Origin of the sequence: Streptomyces sp. NPDC088762 (genome assembly GCF_044750905.1) — a bacterium.
Lineage (GTDB): Bacteria > Actinomycetota > Actinomycetes > Streptomycetales > Streptomycetaceae > Streptomyces.
Map to the genome: position 1 here is coordinate 1 of NZ_JBIVKT010000015.1, position 13,357 is coordinate 13,357.

The window sequence follows — 13,357 nt, forward strand, 5'->3', positions numbered from 1 at the left end:
CGTTGATTTTTGGCACGCTGTTGAGTTCTCAAGGAACGGACGCTTCCTTCGTACTCACCCTCTCGGGCTTTCCTCCGGGCTTTCGTTCTGTGTTCTTGCGTTTCCGACTCTATCAGACTCTTTCGTGTCCGATTTCCTCGGCGCTTTCGAGGTTCTGCGCTTTCGCGCTTTCCCTTTCCGGCGGCTCCGACCTTATCAGCGATTCTCGGTCCCTCTGACCACTCTCCGTTTTCCCAAAAGGGCATGCGGAAGGGCCGAAAGATCAGTATCGGTGATGAAGAGGAGGGTCCCGTCCATCGGACGTTCGTGAGAAGTTCACACGAGGCGTCCTGGCGGGACTCACGACAGTACAGGCCCCGTGGTGGCCAAGCAAATCGATCCAGGCGTATGGTCTAGTCCACCGGTCTAGTCCACTAGTCTCCGTGCCAAAGGGCCAGCCCAGGTCGGGACCAACATCGGGCGAACCCGAACATCTTGTGCCATATCCTTCTGAAGAGTACGCCGTTCGCGACAGGTAGTGACGGCGACACGAAGCAGCCCCACCCCTGGGAGGCCCCCATGACCAGCGTGACGTCCCCACTTGCCGGGCGCGCCATCGGACTCGCGGCAGTGCCCGATCCGGTGTTCTCCGGCGCGATGGTGGGACCGGGCACCGCTATTGATCCCGTGCGTGAGCCCTCGGAGGCGGTGTCCCCCGTCGATGGTGTGGTCGTCTCCCTGCACCCGCACGCGTACGTCGTAGTCGACGGCGATGGCCACGGCGTGCTCACGCACCTGGGGATCGACACGGTCCAGCTCAACGGCGAGGGCTTCGAGCTCCTCGTGAACAAGGGCGACACCGTGACCCGCGGCCAGGCCGTCATCCGCTGGAACCCCGCCGCGGTCGAAGCCGCGGGCAAGTCCGCCGTCTGCCCGGTCGTGGCGCTGGAGGCCTCTGCCGAGTCGCTGTCCGATGTGGCCGAGAGCGGCGACATGAAGGCCGGGGACGTTCTCTTCAACTGGAAGTGACCGCGTCCGCCTGACCCCTCCGCCCGAAGAGGCGCGAGTCGGACATCCACCGCGGCGGCTGGGGCCGCCGCTCAATCGGAGACGGTGAAATGGAGACAACGCTGCGAGGCGTCGGCGTGAGCCACGGTGTGGCGATCGGCGAGGTCCGGCACATGGGTACGGCGGTTCTCGAGCCGCCGGCGAAGCAGATCACCGCGGATGAGGCGGAGCGCGAGCAGGGGCGCGCCCGTCAGGCCGTGGAGGCTGTTTCGGCCGACCTGATCGCGCGCGGCCAGCTGGCCGGTGGCGAGGCTCAGCACGTGCTCGAGGCCCAGGCGATGATCGCCACGGACCCCGAGCTGATGGCGGACGTGAACCGGCGCATCGCCGTCGGCAGCACCGCCGAGCGCGGTGTGTACGACGCGTTCGCCTCCTACCGCGACCTCCTCGCGGGGGCGGGCGAGTACATGGCCGGCCGGGTGGCCGACCTGGACGACGTACGGAACCGGATCGTGGCGCGTCTGCTCGGCGTGCCGATGCCGGGTGTGCCGGACAGCGACGAGCCGTACGTGCTGATCGCGCGGGACCTCGCCCCCGCCGACACGGCCCTGCTGGACCCGGCGCTCGTGCTCGGCTTCGTCACCGAGGAAGGCGGCCCGACCAGTCACAGCGCGATCCTCGCGCGGGCGCTGGGTGTGCCGGCGATCGTGGCGCTGCCGGGTGCGGGTGAGATCGCCGAGGGGACGGTCATCGCCATCGACGGCAGCACCGGTGACCTCTTCGTCGAGCCGAGCGAGGAGAAGCGGGCCGGGCTGGAGGCCGCGGCCGCCGAGCGGAAGGCCGCTCTGGCCGCCTCGTCCGGGCCGGGCGCGACGTCCGACGGGCACAAGGTGCCGCTGCTGGCCAATGTCGGCGGTCCGGCGGACGTGCCCGCGGCCGTCGAGGCCGGGGCGGAGGGTGTGGGTCTGTTCCGCACCGAGTTCCTGTTCCTGGACGACAGCAAGAAGGCGCCGTCCGAGGAGAAGCAGATCGAGTCGTACCGCAAGGTGCTCGAAGCCTTCCCCGAGGGCCGTGTCGTCGTACGGGTGCTGGATGCCGGGGCCGACAAGCCGCTGGACTTCCTGACTCCGGGCGACGAGCCGAATCCGGCGCTCGGCGTGCGTGGTCTGCGCACGCTGCTGGACCACCCGGAGGTGCTGCGCACGCAGCTCACCGCGCTGGCCAAGGCCGCCGAGGGGCTGCCCGTCTACCTCGAGGTCATGGCGCCGATGGTCGCGGACCGGACCGATGCCCGGGCGTTCGCGGACGCGTGCCGCTCTGCCGGGCTGCGGGCCAAGTTCGGCGCGATGGTGGAGATCCCCTCGGCCGCGCTGCGGGCGCGCTCGATCCTCCAGGAGGTCGAGTTCCTGTCGCTGGGCACCAATGACCTGGCCCAGTACGCCTTCGCGGCCGACCGTCAGGTCGGTGCGGTGTCGCGGCTCCAGGACCCGTGGCAGCCGGCGCTGCTCGACCTGATCGCCATGTCGGCGGAGGCCGCCAAGGCGGAGGGCAAGAGCTGTGGCGTCTGTGGCGAGGCCGCTTCGGACCCGCTGCTGGCCTGTGTACTGACCGGCCTGGGTGTCACCTCCCTGTCGATGGGTGCCGCTTCGATTCCGTATGTGCGGGCCACGCTTGCCAAGCACACCCTCGCCCAGTGCGAGCGTGCGGCTGCCGCCGCGCGGGCGTGCGACAGTGCCGAGGAGGCCAGGGTGGCCGCCCAGGCGGTGCTGTCCGGCGAGTAGCCGGCCGGGTGGTGCGTTGTTGCGTGCATGTCGATCGAGGGGCCTTCGCCGGTGGCGAGGGCCCCTCGGTCCTTGTGTCAGCGGTGCGGACCCGGGCCGTCCACCTCGTAACCGGGGCAGTATTCGACGCCCGGCTCGGGGGCGACGGGTTCCCCCGTGTCGGCGTCCGTGCAGTAGGCGTTGAAGACGGCCGCTGCCGAGAGGACGGTGAGGCGGCCGCGGTCCAGGCGCCAGCCGTGGACCCGGTCCCGGAATCCCTCGGTGGTGCTCCGCAGGACCAGTCCGCCGGGGCCGCCGAGGGCGAGACCGGCGGCGAGGACGGTCACGAAGTCGAGGCCCTCTTTGCCTTTGATGCGCGGTGCGGCCTCCGGCGTCTCGCCGGATTCGGCATGGAGGACGGCGACGAGCTGTTCCGCCTCGGTCGGGACGCTGCACACGAGGTGGTGGTGGCCGGGGCCCGCGCCGGCCAGCAGACGTTCGAGCGCTGCGGCGGCGCGTGCGAAGGAGGCCTGCCCGATGTCCTCTCCGCAGTCGGCGCAGGTGCCGACCTCGGCGAGGAGGCCGGTGGCGTACTCCCAGGTGGCCTGTCGGACGGCCTCGTCGACGAGGAGCGGGACGAGTTCGTCGATGGACTGGCCCGCGTACGGCAGGCCGGCGCTGCTGCCGGCCAGTTCCGCGGTGAAGCGGGTGCGGGCTTCGGCGGTGTCCGGGTCGAGGCCGTGGTCCGCGCAGTAGTCGGCGTACTCCTCGGGATCGAAGAGGGCGACGGTGGTGTGGATGCCCTGGGCCGCGAGGGAGCGGAGCAGTCCGTCGACGTGGCGGAGGTAGTCGGAGTAGTCGTCGTGGCGGTCGAAGGTGAAGCTGCGGTACTCCCGCATGGCCGCGAAGTCCCCGGCGTCGGCGAGCAGGCCGACGGTGCTGGGGACCTCGCGGCGCAGGGTGCGGCGCCGGTCGGTGCCGGTCGCTCCGCGCGTCCGCGAGGTCCTTCCGGTCTTGTCCCGCCGGCCGGCTCCGGTGGCGGTGGTGTTGCCGGTGTTTGTTCCGGTGTCCTTCTTCGGTGGCATGGCTCCCCCTGAGTGATGCAATCGCTTGCTCACTCAGAGTAATCATCACCACTGACAGTGACCTCAGCCGCGGGTACGGGCCAGCTCCTCGTAGAAGTGGAGGAGGTCGATGTTGTCGACGGAGCCCGGGTTGACCGCCTTGGCCAGGGGCGCGCCCTGGAGGAGCCGCTTGACCGGGACCTCGATGCGCTTGCCGGTGAGGGTGTGCGGGATGCCCGGGACCTCGATGATCTCGTCGGGGACGTGGCGCGGGGAGAGTTCCTCGCGGATGGTCGCCTTGATGCGGGCGCGCAGGTCCTCGTCGAGGGTGGCGCCCGGGGCGAGGTGGACGAACAGCGGCATCCAGTAGCCGCCGTTCGCCTCCTCCAGGCCGATGACCAGGGATTCCTTGATCTCGGGGAGGCGCTCGACGGCTTCGTAGATGTCGGCGGAGCCCATCCGGACGCCCTGGCGGTTCAGCGTGGAGTCGGAGCGGCCGTGGATGATCACCGAGCCGTGGTCGGTGATCGTGATCCAGTCCCCGTGGCGCCAGTTGCCCGGGAACATCTCGAAGTAGCTGTCGCGGTAGCGGCTGCCGTCGGGGTCGTTCCAGAAGCGGATCGGCATGGACGGCATGGGGTTGGTGACGACAAGCTCGCCGACCTCGCCGATGACGGGCTTGCCCGACGGGTCCCAGGCCTGGAGGTCCGTACCGAGGCAGGCGGCCTGGAGTTCCCCGATGTGGACGGGGAGGGTGGGCACGGCGCCGGCGAAGCAGCTGCACACGTCGGTGCCGCCGCTGACGGAGGCGATCCACAGGTCCTCGGCCACCTCGTCGTGCAGCCAGCGGAAGCCGTCGGGCGGCAGCGGTGAGCCGGTGGTGGCCACGCACTTCACGGCGGAGAGGTCGAAGTCCCGCCCCGGCTGGACCCCGGCCTTGCGGCAGGCCATCACGTAGGCGGCGGAGGTGCCGTAGAGGGTGGCCCCGGTGCGCTCGGCGATGCGCCACTGGGCGCCGGTGTCGGGGTAGCCGGGACTGCCGTCGTACAGGACGACCGTGGTGCCGGTGAGCAGGCCGGAGACCAGGAAGTTCCACATCATCCAGCCGGTGGAGGTGTACCAGAAGAACCGGTCCTCCGGGCCCAGGTCGCAGTGCAGGCCGAGCTGCTTGAGGTGTTCGAGGAGGATGCCGCCCTGGGACTGGACGATGGCCTTGGGCAGACCGGTCGTACCGGAGGAGTACAGGACCCAGAGGGGATGGTCGAAGGGGACCGCCTCGAAGACGGGCTCGGTGTCCGCGGAGGTGAGCGCGGACCAGTCGAGGGCGCCCGCGGGAGCCGGCGTGCCGAGGAGCGGGATGTGGACGACGGCGCGCAGGGAGGGCAGCTCGGCGCGGAGTTCGGCGACGGTGTCGCGGCGGTCGTGCTCCTTGCCGCCGTAGCGGTAGCCGTCCACGGTGAACAGGACCACGGGCTCGACCTGCTGGAAGCGGTCGAGGACGCTGCGGGCGCCGAAGTCCGGGGCGCAGGAGGTCCAGACGGCTCCGACGGCGGCGGCGGCGAGGAGGGCGACGACGGCCTCGGGAATGTTGGGGAGGTAGCCGCTGACCCGGTCGCCGGGGCGTACGCCGAGGGCCCGGAGCTCGGCGGCGAGCGAGCCGACCTGGCGGCGGAGCTCGGCCCAGGTGACGGGGACGGGCTCCTGGGTCTCGTCCACGCACAGCAGGGCGGCGTCGTCGGCGCGGTCCGGGTCCTCGCCGGCGCGCAGGGCGTGCTCGGCGTAGTTGAGGGTGGCTCCGGTGAACCAGCGCGCGCCGGGCATGGAGCGGTCGGCGAGGACCGACTCGTACGGGTCGGTGAAGCGGACCTCGAACCACTCGGCGACGGCCTGCCAGAAGGTGTCGAGCTCGTCGACGGACCAGCTCTGCAGGGCGGGGTAGCCGCCGTCGGCCGGGGCCCCGTGGTGCTCCGCGGCCCAGGCCTGGAAGGCAGTGATCCGGGCCGCGGCGATCCGGTCGGGGCCCGGGGCCCAGAGGGGTTCCGGCTGCGTGGCTGAGGTCATGGGGCGGCTCCCGGTCAAGTCTGCGGCTCGCGCTTCGTGTGCGTACGGTGCCATCGCGCGGGGGGTGTGCGCGCGGCGGCTCACAGGGACGATGCCATGTGATCGACATCCGCACCAGAGCCGTCATCACCGCTCACGGGAGCGGCGGCATGTGGGCGCCCACCAGTGGCCGGGGGTCACGCGCGGGGCCGCGGGGGCGGTCGCGCGTGGGTGAACGGCAGTTGAACGCAGCACCTTCGGCCGGGGGCCGGTGGCAGGGTGCTCTCCATGAACGGTCGTGATCTGGTGCGTGCGGTGAAGGACATCGGTACGGAGCGGGGGCGGCGCGCCTGGCGCTCGGCGTGGCGCCACCGGCGCGCGGACGCGGAGGGGCTTCCGCGCCGGGGCGCGGAGCGGGCGCGCGTGCCGGGGCTGCTGGCCGGTACGGAGCCCCGGCCCGGCGGGGGCGTGCTCCGGTTCGCACGTTCGGAGCTGCTGGTACGGGTCACGGTGGGCGGGGCCGTGTTCTGGGGCTGGGACGGGGCCGGGCCGACGCCCTCGTACGCGGTGGTGGGCAGCGGGCCCGAGCCGGATCCGCGGGCCGTGCTGGAGCCGGACACCGGGGGCGGCTGGCGGGTGGTGTCGGAGCGGGTGACGGTGGCGGTGTCCCGGCACGGGGCGGTCGAGGTGCGGACTCCGGGCGGGGCCGTGCTGCGGCGGGAGCTGCCGCCGCGGTGGTGGGAGCCGGTTCCCCTGGCCGGGGGGGCGACGGGTGGGGACGGGGCTTCGGGTGGGGACGGGGCTTCGGGTGGGGGTGTGGCTGGGCTGACAGGCGAGGTGCGGCTTCAGGATCGGGGCTCCGCCCCGGACCCCGCGCCTCAAACGCCGGCGAGGCTGGAATGGCTTGGGGACGGAAGTCCTGATGTGGGTGGAGGGCGGTGGCTGCAGCGCAGTGAGGTGCCGGCGGACGCGCGGTTCTTCGGGCTGGGTGGGAGGTCCTCGGGGCCGCGACTGCGGGACGGGGTGTACCGGCTGTGGAACACGGACCCGAAGGGCGGCTTCGGGCCGGGAGACGACCCGCTGTACCTGACCATGCCGGTGCAGATGGTGGTCGCGGACGCGGGCACGCACCTGATGTTCCACGACAACACGTGGGACGGCCGGGTGGTGTTGCGCGAGGGCGAGGAGGGCGCGGGCTCGGGGGCGGACCGGCCGGGGGTGACCGAACTGCGCATGGAGGGCGGTCCGCTGCGCTGCTGGGTGCTGGTGGGGACGCCGGCGAGGGTGCTCCAGGGCTGGTCCGGGCTGACGGGCGGCGCCGCGGTGCCGCCGGAGTGGGCGCTGGGGTACCAGCACGCGCGGTGGGGGTTCGGGAGCGCGGCGGAGGTGCGGCGGGTGGTCGGGGAGTACGCGGCCCGCGGGCTCACGCTGTCGGCCGTGCACCTGGACATCGACCACTACGACGGGCACCGGGTGTTCACGGTGGACGGCGAGCGGTTCCCTGATCTGCCCGGCCTGTCACGGGAGTTGGGCGAGCAGGGGGTGCGGCTGGTCTCGATCGTCGATCCGGCGGTGAAGACGGGTGACGCCGTGCACGCCTCGGGGCGCGGGGTGGGGGCCGCCGGTGCCTTCGTACGGGACGCGCGGGGCGGGGAGGTGCGGGGTGAGGTCTGGCCGGGCGAGTGCGTGTATCCGGACTTCACGGATCCGGCGGTGCGGGAGTGGTGGGGCGGTCTGTACGAGGAGCGGCTCGCCCAGGGCTTCTCCGGTTTCTGGCACGACATGAACGAGCCGGTGTCCTTTGCGCCGTTCGGGGACGCCACGCTGCCGCGGTCGGCGCGGCACGCGATGGACGGGGCGGGCGGGGACCACCGGGCCGGGCACAACGTGTACGCGCTCGGGATGGCGCGGGCGGGCTGGGAGGGGTTGATCCGGCTGCGGCCGGCCGAGCGGCCGTTCCTGTTCTCCAGGTCGGGGTGGGCGGGGATGCAGAGGTACGGGGGCACGTGGTCGGGGGACGTGGAGACCAGCTGGGAGGGGCTGCGGGCCTCACTGGCGCTGGTGTTGGGACTGGGGCTGTGCGGGGTGCCGTACTCGGGGCCGGACGTCGGGGGCTTCGGAGGTTCGCCGTCGCCCGAGTTGTACGTGCGGTGGCTGCAACTGGGGGCGTACCTGCCGCTGTTCCGGACCCACTCGGCGATCTGGGCGGGGCGGCGGGAGCCGTGGGAGTTCGGGCCGGAGGTGGAGGAGCAGGCACGGGCGGCGCTGGCGGAGCGGGAGCGGCTGCGGCCGTACTTCGTGACGCTGGCGCACCTGGCGCGGCGGACGGGGGCCCCGTACGTGCGGCCGGTGTGGTGGGGGGCGCCGGAGGAGCGGGGGCTGCGGGACTGCGAGGACGCGTTCCTGCTGGGGGACGCGCTGCTGGTCGCCCCGGTGCTGGAGTGCGGGGCGGACCGGCGGGCGGTACGGCTGCCCCGGGGGCGGTGGTACGACACCGCGACGGGGGCGGCGTACGAGGGGCCGGGGCAGATCCTGTTGGACGCCCCGCAGGGGCGGATCCCGGTGCTGGCGCGGGCGGGGGCGGTGCTGCCGGTCGCCTCGGGCGCCGGTGGCGTGGAGCTGGAGGTCTGGGCGCCGGCGCGGGGGCGGACGGGCGGCGGGGTGGTGATCCGGGATCCGGGGCCGGGGTTCGAGGCGGGCGCGCTCGAGCGGTACACCTCGCGGTGGGCCGGGGAGACGGTGGTGGTGGAGACCGAGGCCGGGGTTTCGGTGGAGGGTGGGGTGGTGGTGCGGGGCGTCTAGCGCCGGGCCGAGGGGTGGGTGCGGGTTCAGGATCGGGGCTCCGCCCCGTACCCCGCGCCTCACACGCCGGCGGGGCTGGATTTTGCACGCGCCACGTGCGCAGGTGCGGGCCTGGACATGGCCGGGATTGCCGTGTCAGGGGGCGTACTGGCCGGCGAACCAGGCGGTGGCTGCCTGGGTGTGGAGGGGGAAGGCCAGTTCGGTGGGGGTGTGGAGGATGTGCCAGCCGGTGGTTTCCGGCGTGGGGGCCGGGGCGGGGAGGGTGGCGGCCGGGCGGGGCGGGAGGAGGCCGAAGAGGAGCAGGTGGCCGGCCGGGGAGCTCAAGGCGTCGGCCAGGGTGACCTCCGAGGCCGGGGCGGTGATGCCGGTTTCCTCGCGGAGTTCGCGGACGACCGCGTCGCGCCAGTCCTCGCCGAAGTCGATGAAGCCGCCGGGCAGGGCGACTCCGCCGCGGGCCGGCTCGATGGTGCGGGTGATGACGACGAGGCCGGTGCCGTCCGCGTCCTCGACCGGCAGCAGGGTGACGGCCACCGGGAGCGGGTTGCGGTAGGCGGTGGCGCCGCAGGAGGTGCAGGTGCGGGGCCAGGTGGTCGTACCGTACGGCGCTCCGCAGGTGGAGCAGTGCGAGTCCCTCAGCTGTGCCGGCATGCCGCGATGGTATGCCAAGGGGTATGAGGGCAGCTGCTGTTGTGGTGTGTGTGGGACTGCTGACGGGCGGGGCGGAGGCTCCGCCGGGGTTCACGGCGCTGGCGGACGTCGATCCGACCGTCCGGCAGGACATGCGGTACGCGGGCGACCGGAATTTCACCGGCGACCCGGTCGAGGGGTACGAGGAACCCGTCTGCCTGCTCGCGCGGCCCGCCGCCGAGGCGTTGCGGCGGGCACAGCGGCGGCTGTTGCGGCGCGGGCTGTCGCTGAAGGTGTACGACTGCTACCGGCCGCAGCGGGCCGTCGACCGCTTCGTGCGGTGGGCCGGGGACGCCTCCGATCAGCGGACCAAGGCGGAGTTCTACCCGGATGTCGACAAGTCCCGGCTGATCCCCGAGGGGTACATCGCCGAGAAGTCGGGGCACTCCCGCGGAAGCACCGTCGACGTGACCCTCGTGTCCCTCGCCGGAGGCCGCGAGCTGGACATGGGGACGCACTTCGACTTCTTCGGGCCGCGCTCGCACACCGACAGTCCGGCGGTTCCGGCCGCGGCCCGTGCGAATCGGCGGCTGCTGGTCGAGGCGCTCGGTGACGCCGGTTTCGTCAACCTTCCTGAGGAGTGGTGGCACTTCACCTTCAAGCCCGAGGCGTTTCCCGATTCCTTTTTCGACTTTCCGGTTTCGGCCGGATCGGTGCGGCCGTGAGGAGCCGTGCGTACGGTGCCCGCATGACGTTCGAAACGTACGAGGAATTCTGGCCCTACTACGTCGCGATGCACTCGCGCGCCGCCACCCGCTGGGTGCATCTCGCCGGCACGCTCACCGGGCTCGCGCTGACCGTTTACGGGGCGGCGCGGGGACGGAAGCGGTACCTCGCCGCGCTGCCCCTGATCGGGTACGGGACCGCCTGGCCGGCGCACTTCTTCATCGAGGGGAACAATCCGGCGACCTTCGGGCATCCGGGGTGGTCGTTGCGCGGGGACGCGCAGATGATCCGGATGATGCTCGCCGGCCGCGACGCGGAGCTGGCGGAGATCGCGCAGAAGTGGCTTGCCGAGAACCGGTGACCCGGCAGCCTGCCCGTGCCAGACTTCTGACGATCCGTCAGCTGCTGGCTTGGGAGGGGTTTTGGCACGCACACGTACACCCGTCGTGAGCGGGTGGTTCACCGAGGACGGGCCGGGCGGCGGCTTCCGGCTGCTCGGCACCCGGTGTTCCGCCTGCACCGCGGTGTTCTTCCCGCGCGAGGACGCGTACTGCCGCAATCCGCACTGTCCCGGCGGCGGCGAGCTCCTCGAGGTGCCGTTGTCCGCGCGCGGGCGGGTCTGGTCCTACACCGACGGGCGCTACCGGCCGCCCGCCCCGTACGTGTCCGATCCGGACGCGCCCTGGGAGCCGTACACCCTGGTCGCCGTGGAGCTGGAGACCGAGGGGCTGGTCGTGCTGGGGCAGGCGGCGCCCGGGGTGGGCGTCGCGGATCTGGCGGTCGGCACGGAGGTCGAGGTGGTGGGCGGCGTACTGAACGAGGACGCCGAAACCACCTGGCTGACCTGGCAGTTCAAGCCGGTGGGAGGGGTCGCGTGAGCGCCGCCGACATCGCCGTGCTCGGCGCCGGGATGCACCCGTGGGGCAAGTGGGGCCGCAGCTTCGTCACGTACGGGCGGGCCGCCGCGCGGGCGGCGCTCGACGACGCGGGACTGGGCTGGACGGACGTGCAGTCGATCGTCGGCGCCGACACCGTGCGCTCCGGCTACCCCGGCTACGTGGCCGGGGCGACCTTCGCCCAGGCACTCGGCTGGCAGGGCGCGCGGGTGACCAGCGTGTACGCGGCCTGCGCGTCCGGAGCGCAGGCGATCGGGGCGGCCCGGGCGCAGATCCTGGCGGGCCTGGCCGACGTGGTGCTCGTGGTGGGCGCCGACGCCGCGCCGAAGGGGTTCTTCGCTCCGGCGGGAGGCGACCGGCCCGACGATCCGGACTGGCTGCGCTTCCGGGTGCTGGGCGCCACCAACCCCGCGTACTTCGCGCTGTACGCCCGCCGCCGGATGGCCGTCCACGGGGACACCCCGGAGGACTTCGCCCAGGTGAAGGTGAAGAACGCGGCGGCCGGGGCGCTCAACCCGTACGCCCGCTACCGCAAGGCGGTGACGGCGGAGGAGGTGGCCGGCTCGGCGGTCGTGGCCGATCCGCTGCGGCTGCTCGACATCTGCGCGACCTCCGACGGCGGCGCCGCCCTCGTGCTGAGCAGCATGGACTTCGCGCGCTCGCGGGGGTGCGCGGACCCGGTGCGGATCCGGGCCGTCTCGACGGTGACGCCCACCTATCCGCGTACCGTGCTGGACCTGCCGGACATCGCGACCGACTCGGCGGTGGCCGTACGGCCCGCGGCGGGGTCGTTCCGGGCCTCGATCGCGCGGGCCGCGTACGAGGAGGCGGGGCTCGGCCCGGAGGACCTCTCCCTCGCCGAGGTGTACGACCTGTCCACGGCGCTGGAGCTGGAGTGGTACGAGGACATCGGGCTGTGCGCCGAGGGCGAGGGGGCCAAGCTCGTACGGGAGGGCGCGACGGCCCTCGGCGGACGGATCCCCGTCAACACGAGCGGCGGTCTGGCCTCGTTCGGGGAGGCGGTGCCGGCGCAGGCCATCGCGCAGGTGTGCGAGCTGACGTGGCAGTTGCGCGGTTCGGCCGGGGACCGGCAGGTGCCGGGGGCCCGGGCCGGGATCACCGCCAACCAGGGTCTGTTCGGGCACGGTTCGGCCGTGGTCGCGGTGCGCTGAGCGGCGTCTGCCGACGGGTGTTGTCCGAACGCTTGACGGCCCCCGGCGGCGGGTTCACACTCGCTCCACGGTCCCGCGCCGCGACCGGGACTCCGAAGCCCCCCATGAGAGCTGCGGCCCGTACCCCAGTCGGCGGGGGTACGGGCCGCCTCCATGCCGGGCCGGCCCTTGCGGGCCCTTCGTGGTCGGCCCTTCGCGGTCGGTCCTTCGTGGTCGGTCCCTTCGGTCAGGCTCCCGCCGAGAGGCTCCGACGGCGTGCCCGGGCCAGCGACATCGCGTGTTCGACGACCCCGACCAGCACGTCCTTCACGGACTCCCGGTCGCGGGCGTCGCAGAGCAGCACCGGGACCCCGGGATCGAGGTCGAGTGCCTCCCGTACGGTCACCACGGGGTGCCGGTCCGCGCCGTCGAAGCAGTTGACGGCGACGACGAACGGGATCTCGCGCCGCTCGAAGTAGTCGATGGCGGCGAAGCAGTCGGCGAGGCGGCGGGTGTCCGCGAGGACCACCGCGCCGAGCGACCCCTGGGCCAGCTCGTCCCACAGGAACCAGAACCGGTCCTGTCCGGGCGTGCCGAACAGGTACAGCACCAGGTCTTCGCGGAGCGTGATGCGCCCGAAGTCCATGGCCACGGTGGTGGTGCTCTTGCCCTCCACTCCCCCGGTGTCGTCGATGCCGATGCCGGGCTCCGAGAGCTGTTCCTCGGTCCGCAGTGGTCTGATCTCGCTTACCGCACTGACCAGGGTGGTCTTGCCCACCCCGAAGCCGCCCGCGACCAGGATCTTCAAGGTCAGCGGCTCGACCGGTGACACGGCATGCATGGCACCGGTGCGGCTAGAGCGCCCGAAGGCCATCGATCACCTCACGCAGAATGGATTCGTCGGGCAGTTCGGCCGGCGGTACCGGCCGCGTCACGTGGACCAGTTCCTCGGCGACCAGGTCCCCGATCAGGACCCGTACGACTCCGACCGCGAGGTCGAGGTCGGCCGCGAGCTCGGCTACCGACTGCGGCCGCTCCAGGCACCGGCCGAGGATGTGGACGTGTTCCGGGGACAGGCTCATGTCCCAGACCGGATCGTCGGCCGCCGCTTCGGCGACGACCAGGGCGATCAGGTCGAGTCGGTGCTGACCCGCGTGGCTGGTCCGGCCGCGGGTCATGGCGTACGGGCGGACGACGGGACCGGCGTCGTCGTCGAACCAGTGCGCGTGGTCGGGGGCGGTGGTCCGGTCGGCGACCGGGGTGTCGGAAGGGTGGTCCTGGCCTGGTTCGCTCATGCCGTACGA

13 protein-coding genes are annotated in these 13,357 nt (G+C 72.5%); 8 read left to right on the forward strand and 5 right to left on the reverse strand.

Going from position 1 to position 13,357, the window contains the following annotated elements; genetic code table 11:
* The 3 genes from ACIP5M_RS27675 to ptsP all read left to right on the forward strand — a co-directional run.
* Window positions 1-218 (forward strand): hypothetical protein (locus ACIP5M_RS27675; protein WP_401201767.1); only part of this gene is annotated, 218 nt, incomplete at its 5' end.
* Window positions 219-558: 340 nt separating this feature from the next.
* The gene (locus ACIP5M_RS27680; RefSeq protein ID WP_401201769.1) at window positions 559-1,008 is read left to right on the forward strand and encodes a PTS glucose transporter subunit IIA; all 450 of its coding nucleotides are present in this window, start codon (window positions 559-561) and stop codon (window positions 1,006-1,008) included.
* Between the two features lie 89 nt (window positions 1,009-1,097).
* A complete protein-coding gene (gene ptsP, locus ACIP5M_RS27685) occupies window positions 1,098-2,768 on the forward strand; it encodes a phosphoenolpyruvate--protein phosphotransferase (RefSeq protein WP_401201770.1) in 1,671 nt (556 codons plus the stop codon).
* 77 nt (window positions 2,769-2,845) lie between these two features.
* Here the strand turns inward: ptsP and ACIP5M_RS27690 are convergent, their stop codons facing one another.
* Window positions 2,846-3,832: a hypothetical protein gene (locus tag ACIP5M_RS27690; RefSeq protein WP_401201771.1), complete on the reverse strand. Its 987-nt coding sequence runs from the start codon at window positions 3,830-3,832 to the stop codon at window positions 2,846-2,848.
* Between the two features lie 63 nt (window positions 3,833-3,895).
* Window positions 3,896-5,872, reverse strand: coding sequence for an acetoacetate--CoA ligase (locus ACIP5M_RS27695; RefSeq protein ID WP_401201773.1), 1,977 nt, complete (start codon window positions 5,870-5,872; stop codon window positions 3,896-3,898).
* Between the two features lie 267 nt (window positions 5,873-6,139).
* On the opposite strand from ACIP5M_RS27695, the gene ACIP5M_RS27700 reads away from it, so the two are divergent.
* Entirely contained in the window at window positions 6,140-8,653 is a 2,514-nt protein-coding gene (locus tag ACIP5M_RS27700) for a glycoside hydrolase family 31 protein (RefSeq protein ID WP_401201774.1), read from the forward strand.
* A gap of 135 nt (window positions 8,654-8,788) precedes the next feature.
* Here the strand turns inward: ACIP5M_RS27700 and ACIP5M_RS27705 are convergent, their stop codons facing one another.
* On the reverse strand, window positions 8,789-9,301 hold the full coding sequence (locus ACIP5M_RS27705) for an NUDIX domain-containing protein (RefSeq protein WP_401201776.1): 513 nt from the start codon (window positions 9,299-9,301) through the stop codon (window positions 8,789-8,791).
* A 23-nt stretch (window positions 9,302-9,324) separates the two neighbouring features.
* On the opposite strand from ACIP5M_RS27705, the gene ACIP5M_RS27710 reads away from it, so the two are divergent.
* From ACIP5M_RS27710 to ACIP5M_RS27725, 4 genes are all read left to right on the forward strand, one after another.
* Entirely contained in the window at window positions 9,325-10,005 is a 681-nt protein-coding gene (locus tag ACIP5M_RS27710; protein WP_401201777.1) for a M15 family metallopeptidase, read from the forward strand.
* A gap of 23 nt (window positions 10,006-10,028) precedes the next feature.
* Window positions 10,029-10,367: an Mpo1-like protein gene (locus ACIP5M_RS27715; RefSeq protein WP_401201778.1), complete on the forward strand. Its 339-nt coding sequence runs from the start codon at window positions 10,029-10,031 to the stop codon at window positions 10,365-10,367.
* A 61-nt stretch (window positions 10,368-10,428) separates the two neighbouring features.
* Complete coding sequence (locus tag ACIP5M_RS27720) at window positions 10,429-10,884, forward strand: Zn-ribbon domain-containing OB-fold protein (RefSeq protein WP_401201780.1); 456 nt, start codon at window positions 10,429-10,431, stop codon at window positions 10,882-10,884.
* On the forward strand, window positions 10,881-12,074 hold the full coding sequence (locus ACIP5M_RS27725; protein WP_401201782.1) for a lipid-transfer protein: 1,194 nt from the start codon (window positions 10,881-10,883) through the stop codon (window positions 12,072-12,074). The genes ACIP5M_RS27720 and ACIP5M_RS27725 overlap by 4 nt, the downstream gene beginning before the upstream one ends.
* Before the next feature lie 226 nt (window positions 12,075-12,300).
* On the opposite strand, the gene ACIP5M_RS27730 is transcribed toward ACIP5M_RS27725, so the two are convergent.
* Entirely contained in the window at window positions 12,301-12,927 is a 627-nt protein-coding gene (locus tag ACIP5M_RS27730; protein ID WP_401201784.1) for a GTP-binding protein, read from the reverse strand.
* Window positions 12,908-13,348 (reverse strand): DUF742 domain-containing protein, encoded by a 441-nt coding sequence (locus tag ACIP5M_RS27735; RefSeq protein WP_401201786.1) that lies wholly within the window; start codon window positions 13,346-13,348, stop codon window positions 12,908-12,910. The genes ACIP5M_RS27730 and ACIP5M_RS27735 overlap by 20 nt, the downstream gene beginning before the upstream one ends.
* Between the last annotated feature and the right edge of the window lie 9 nt (window positions 13,349-13,357).

Coding starts and splice junctions, on each gene's coding strand:
- ACIP5M_RS27695 (WP_401201773.1), bottom strand. CDS start 5,872: ATGACCTCAGCCACGCAGCCGGAACCCCTCTGGGCCCCGGGCCCCGAC.
- ACIP5M_RS27735 (WP_401201786.1), bottom strand. CDS start 13,348: ATGAGCGAACCAGGCCAGGACCACCCTTCCGACACCCCGGTCGCCGAC.
- ACIP5M_RS27700 (WP_401201774.1), top strand. CDS start 6,140: ATGAACGGTCGTGATCTGGTGCGTGCGGTGAAGGACATCGGTACGGAG.
- ACIP5M_RS27690 (WP_401201771.1), bottom strand. CDS start 3,832: ATGCCACCGAAGAAGGACACCGGAACAAACACCGGCAACACCACCGCC.
- ptsP (WP_401201770.1), top strand. CDS start 1,098: ATGGAGACAACGCTGCGAGGCGTCGGCGTGAGCCACGGTGTGGCGATC.
- ACIP5M_RS27715 (WP_401201778.1), top strand. CDS start 10,029: ATGACGTTCGAAACGTACGAGGAATTCTGGCCCTACTACGTCGCGATG.
- ACIP5M_RS27680 (WP_401201769.1), top strand. CDS start 559: ATGACCAGCGTGACGTCCCCACTTGCCGGGCGCGCCATCGGACTCGCG.
- ACIP5M_RS27710 (WP_401201777.1), top strand. CDS start 9,325: ATGAGGGCAGCTGCTGTTGTGGTGTGTGTGGGACTGCTGACGGGCGGG.
- ACIP5M_RS27705 (WP_401201776.1), bottom strand. CDS start 9,301: ATGCCGGCACAGCTGAGGGACTCGCACTGCTCCACCTGCGGAGCGCCG.
- ACIP5M_RS27730 (WP_401201784.1), bottom strand. CDS start 12,927: ATGGCCTTCGGGCGCTCTAGCCGCACCGGTGCCATGCATGCCGTGTCA.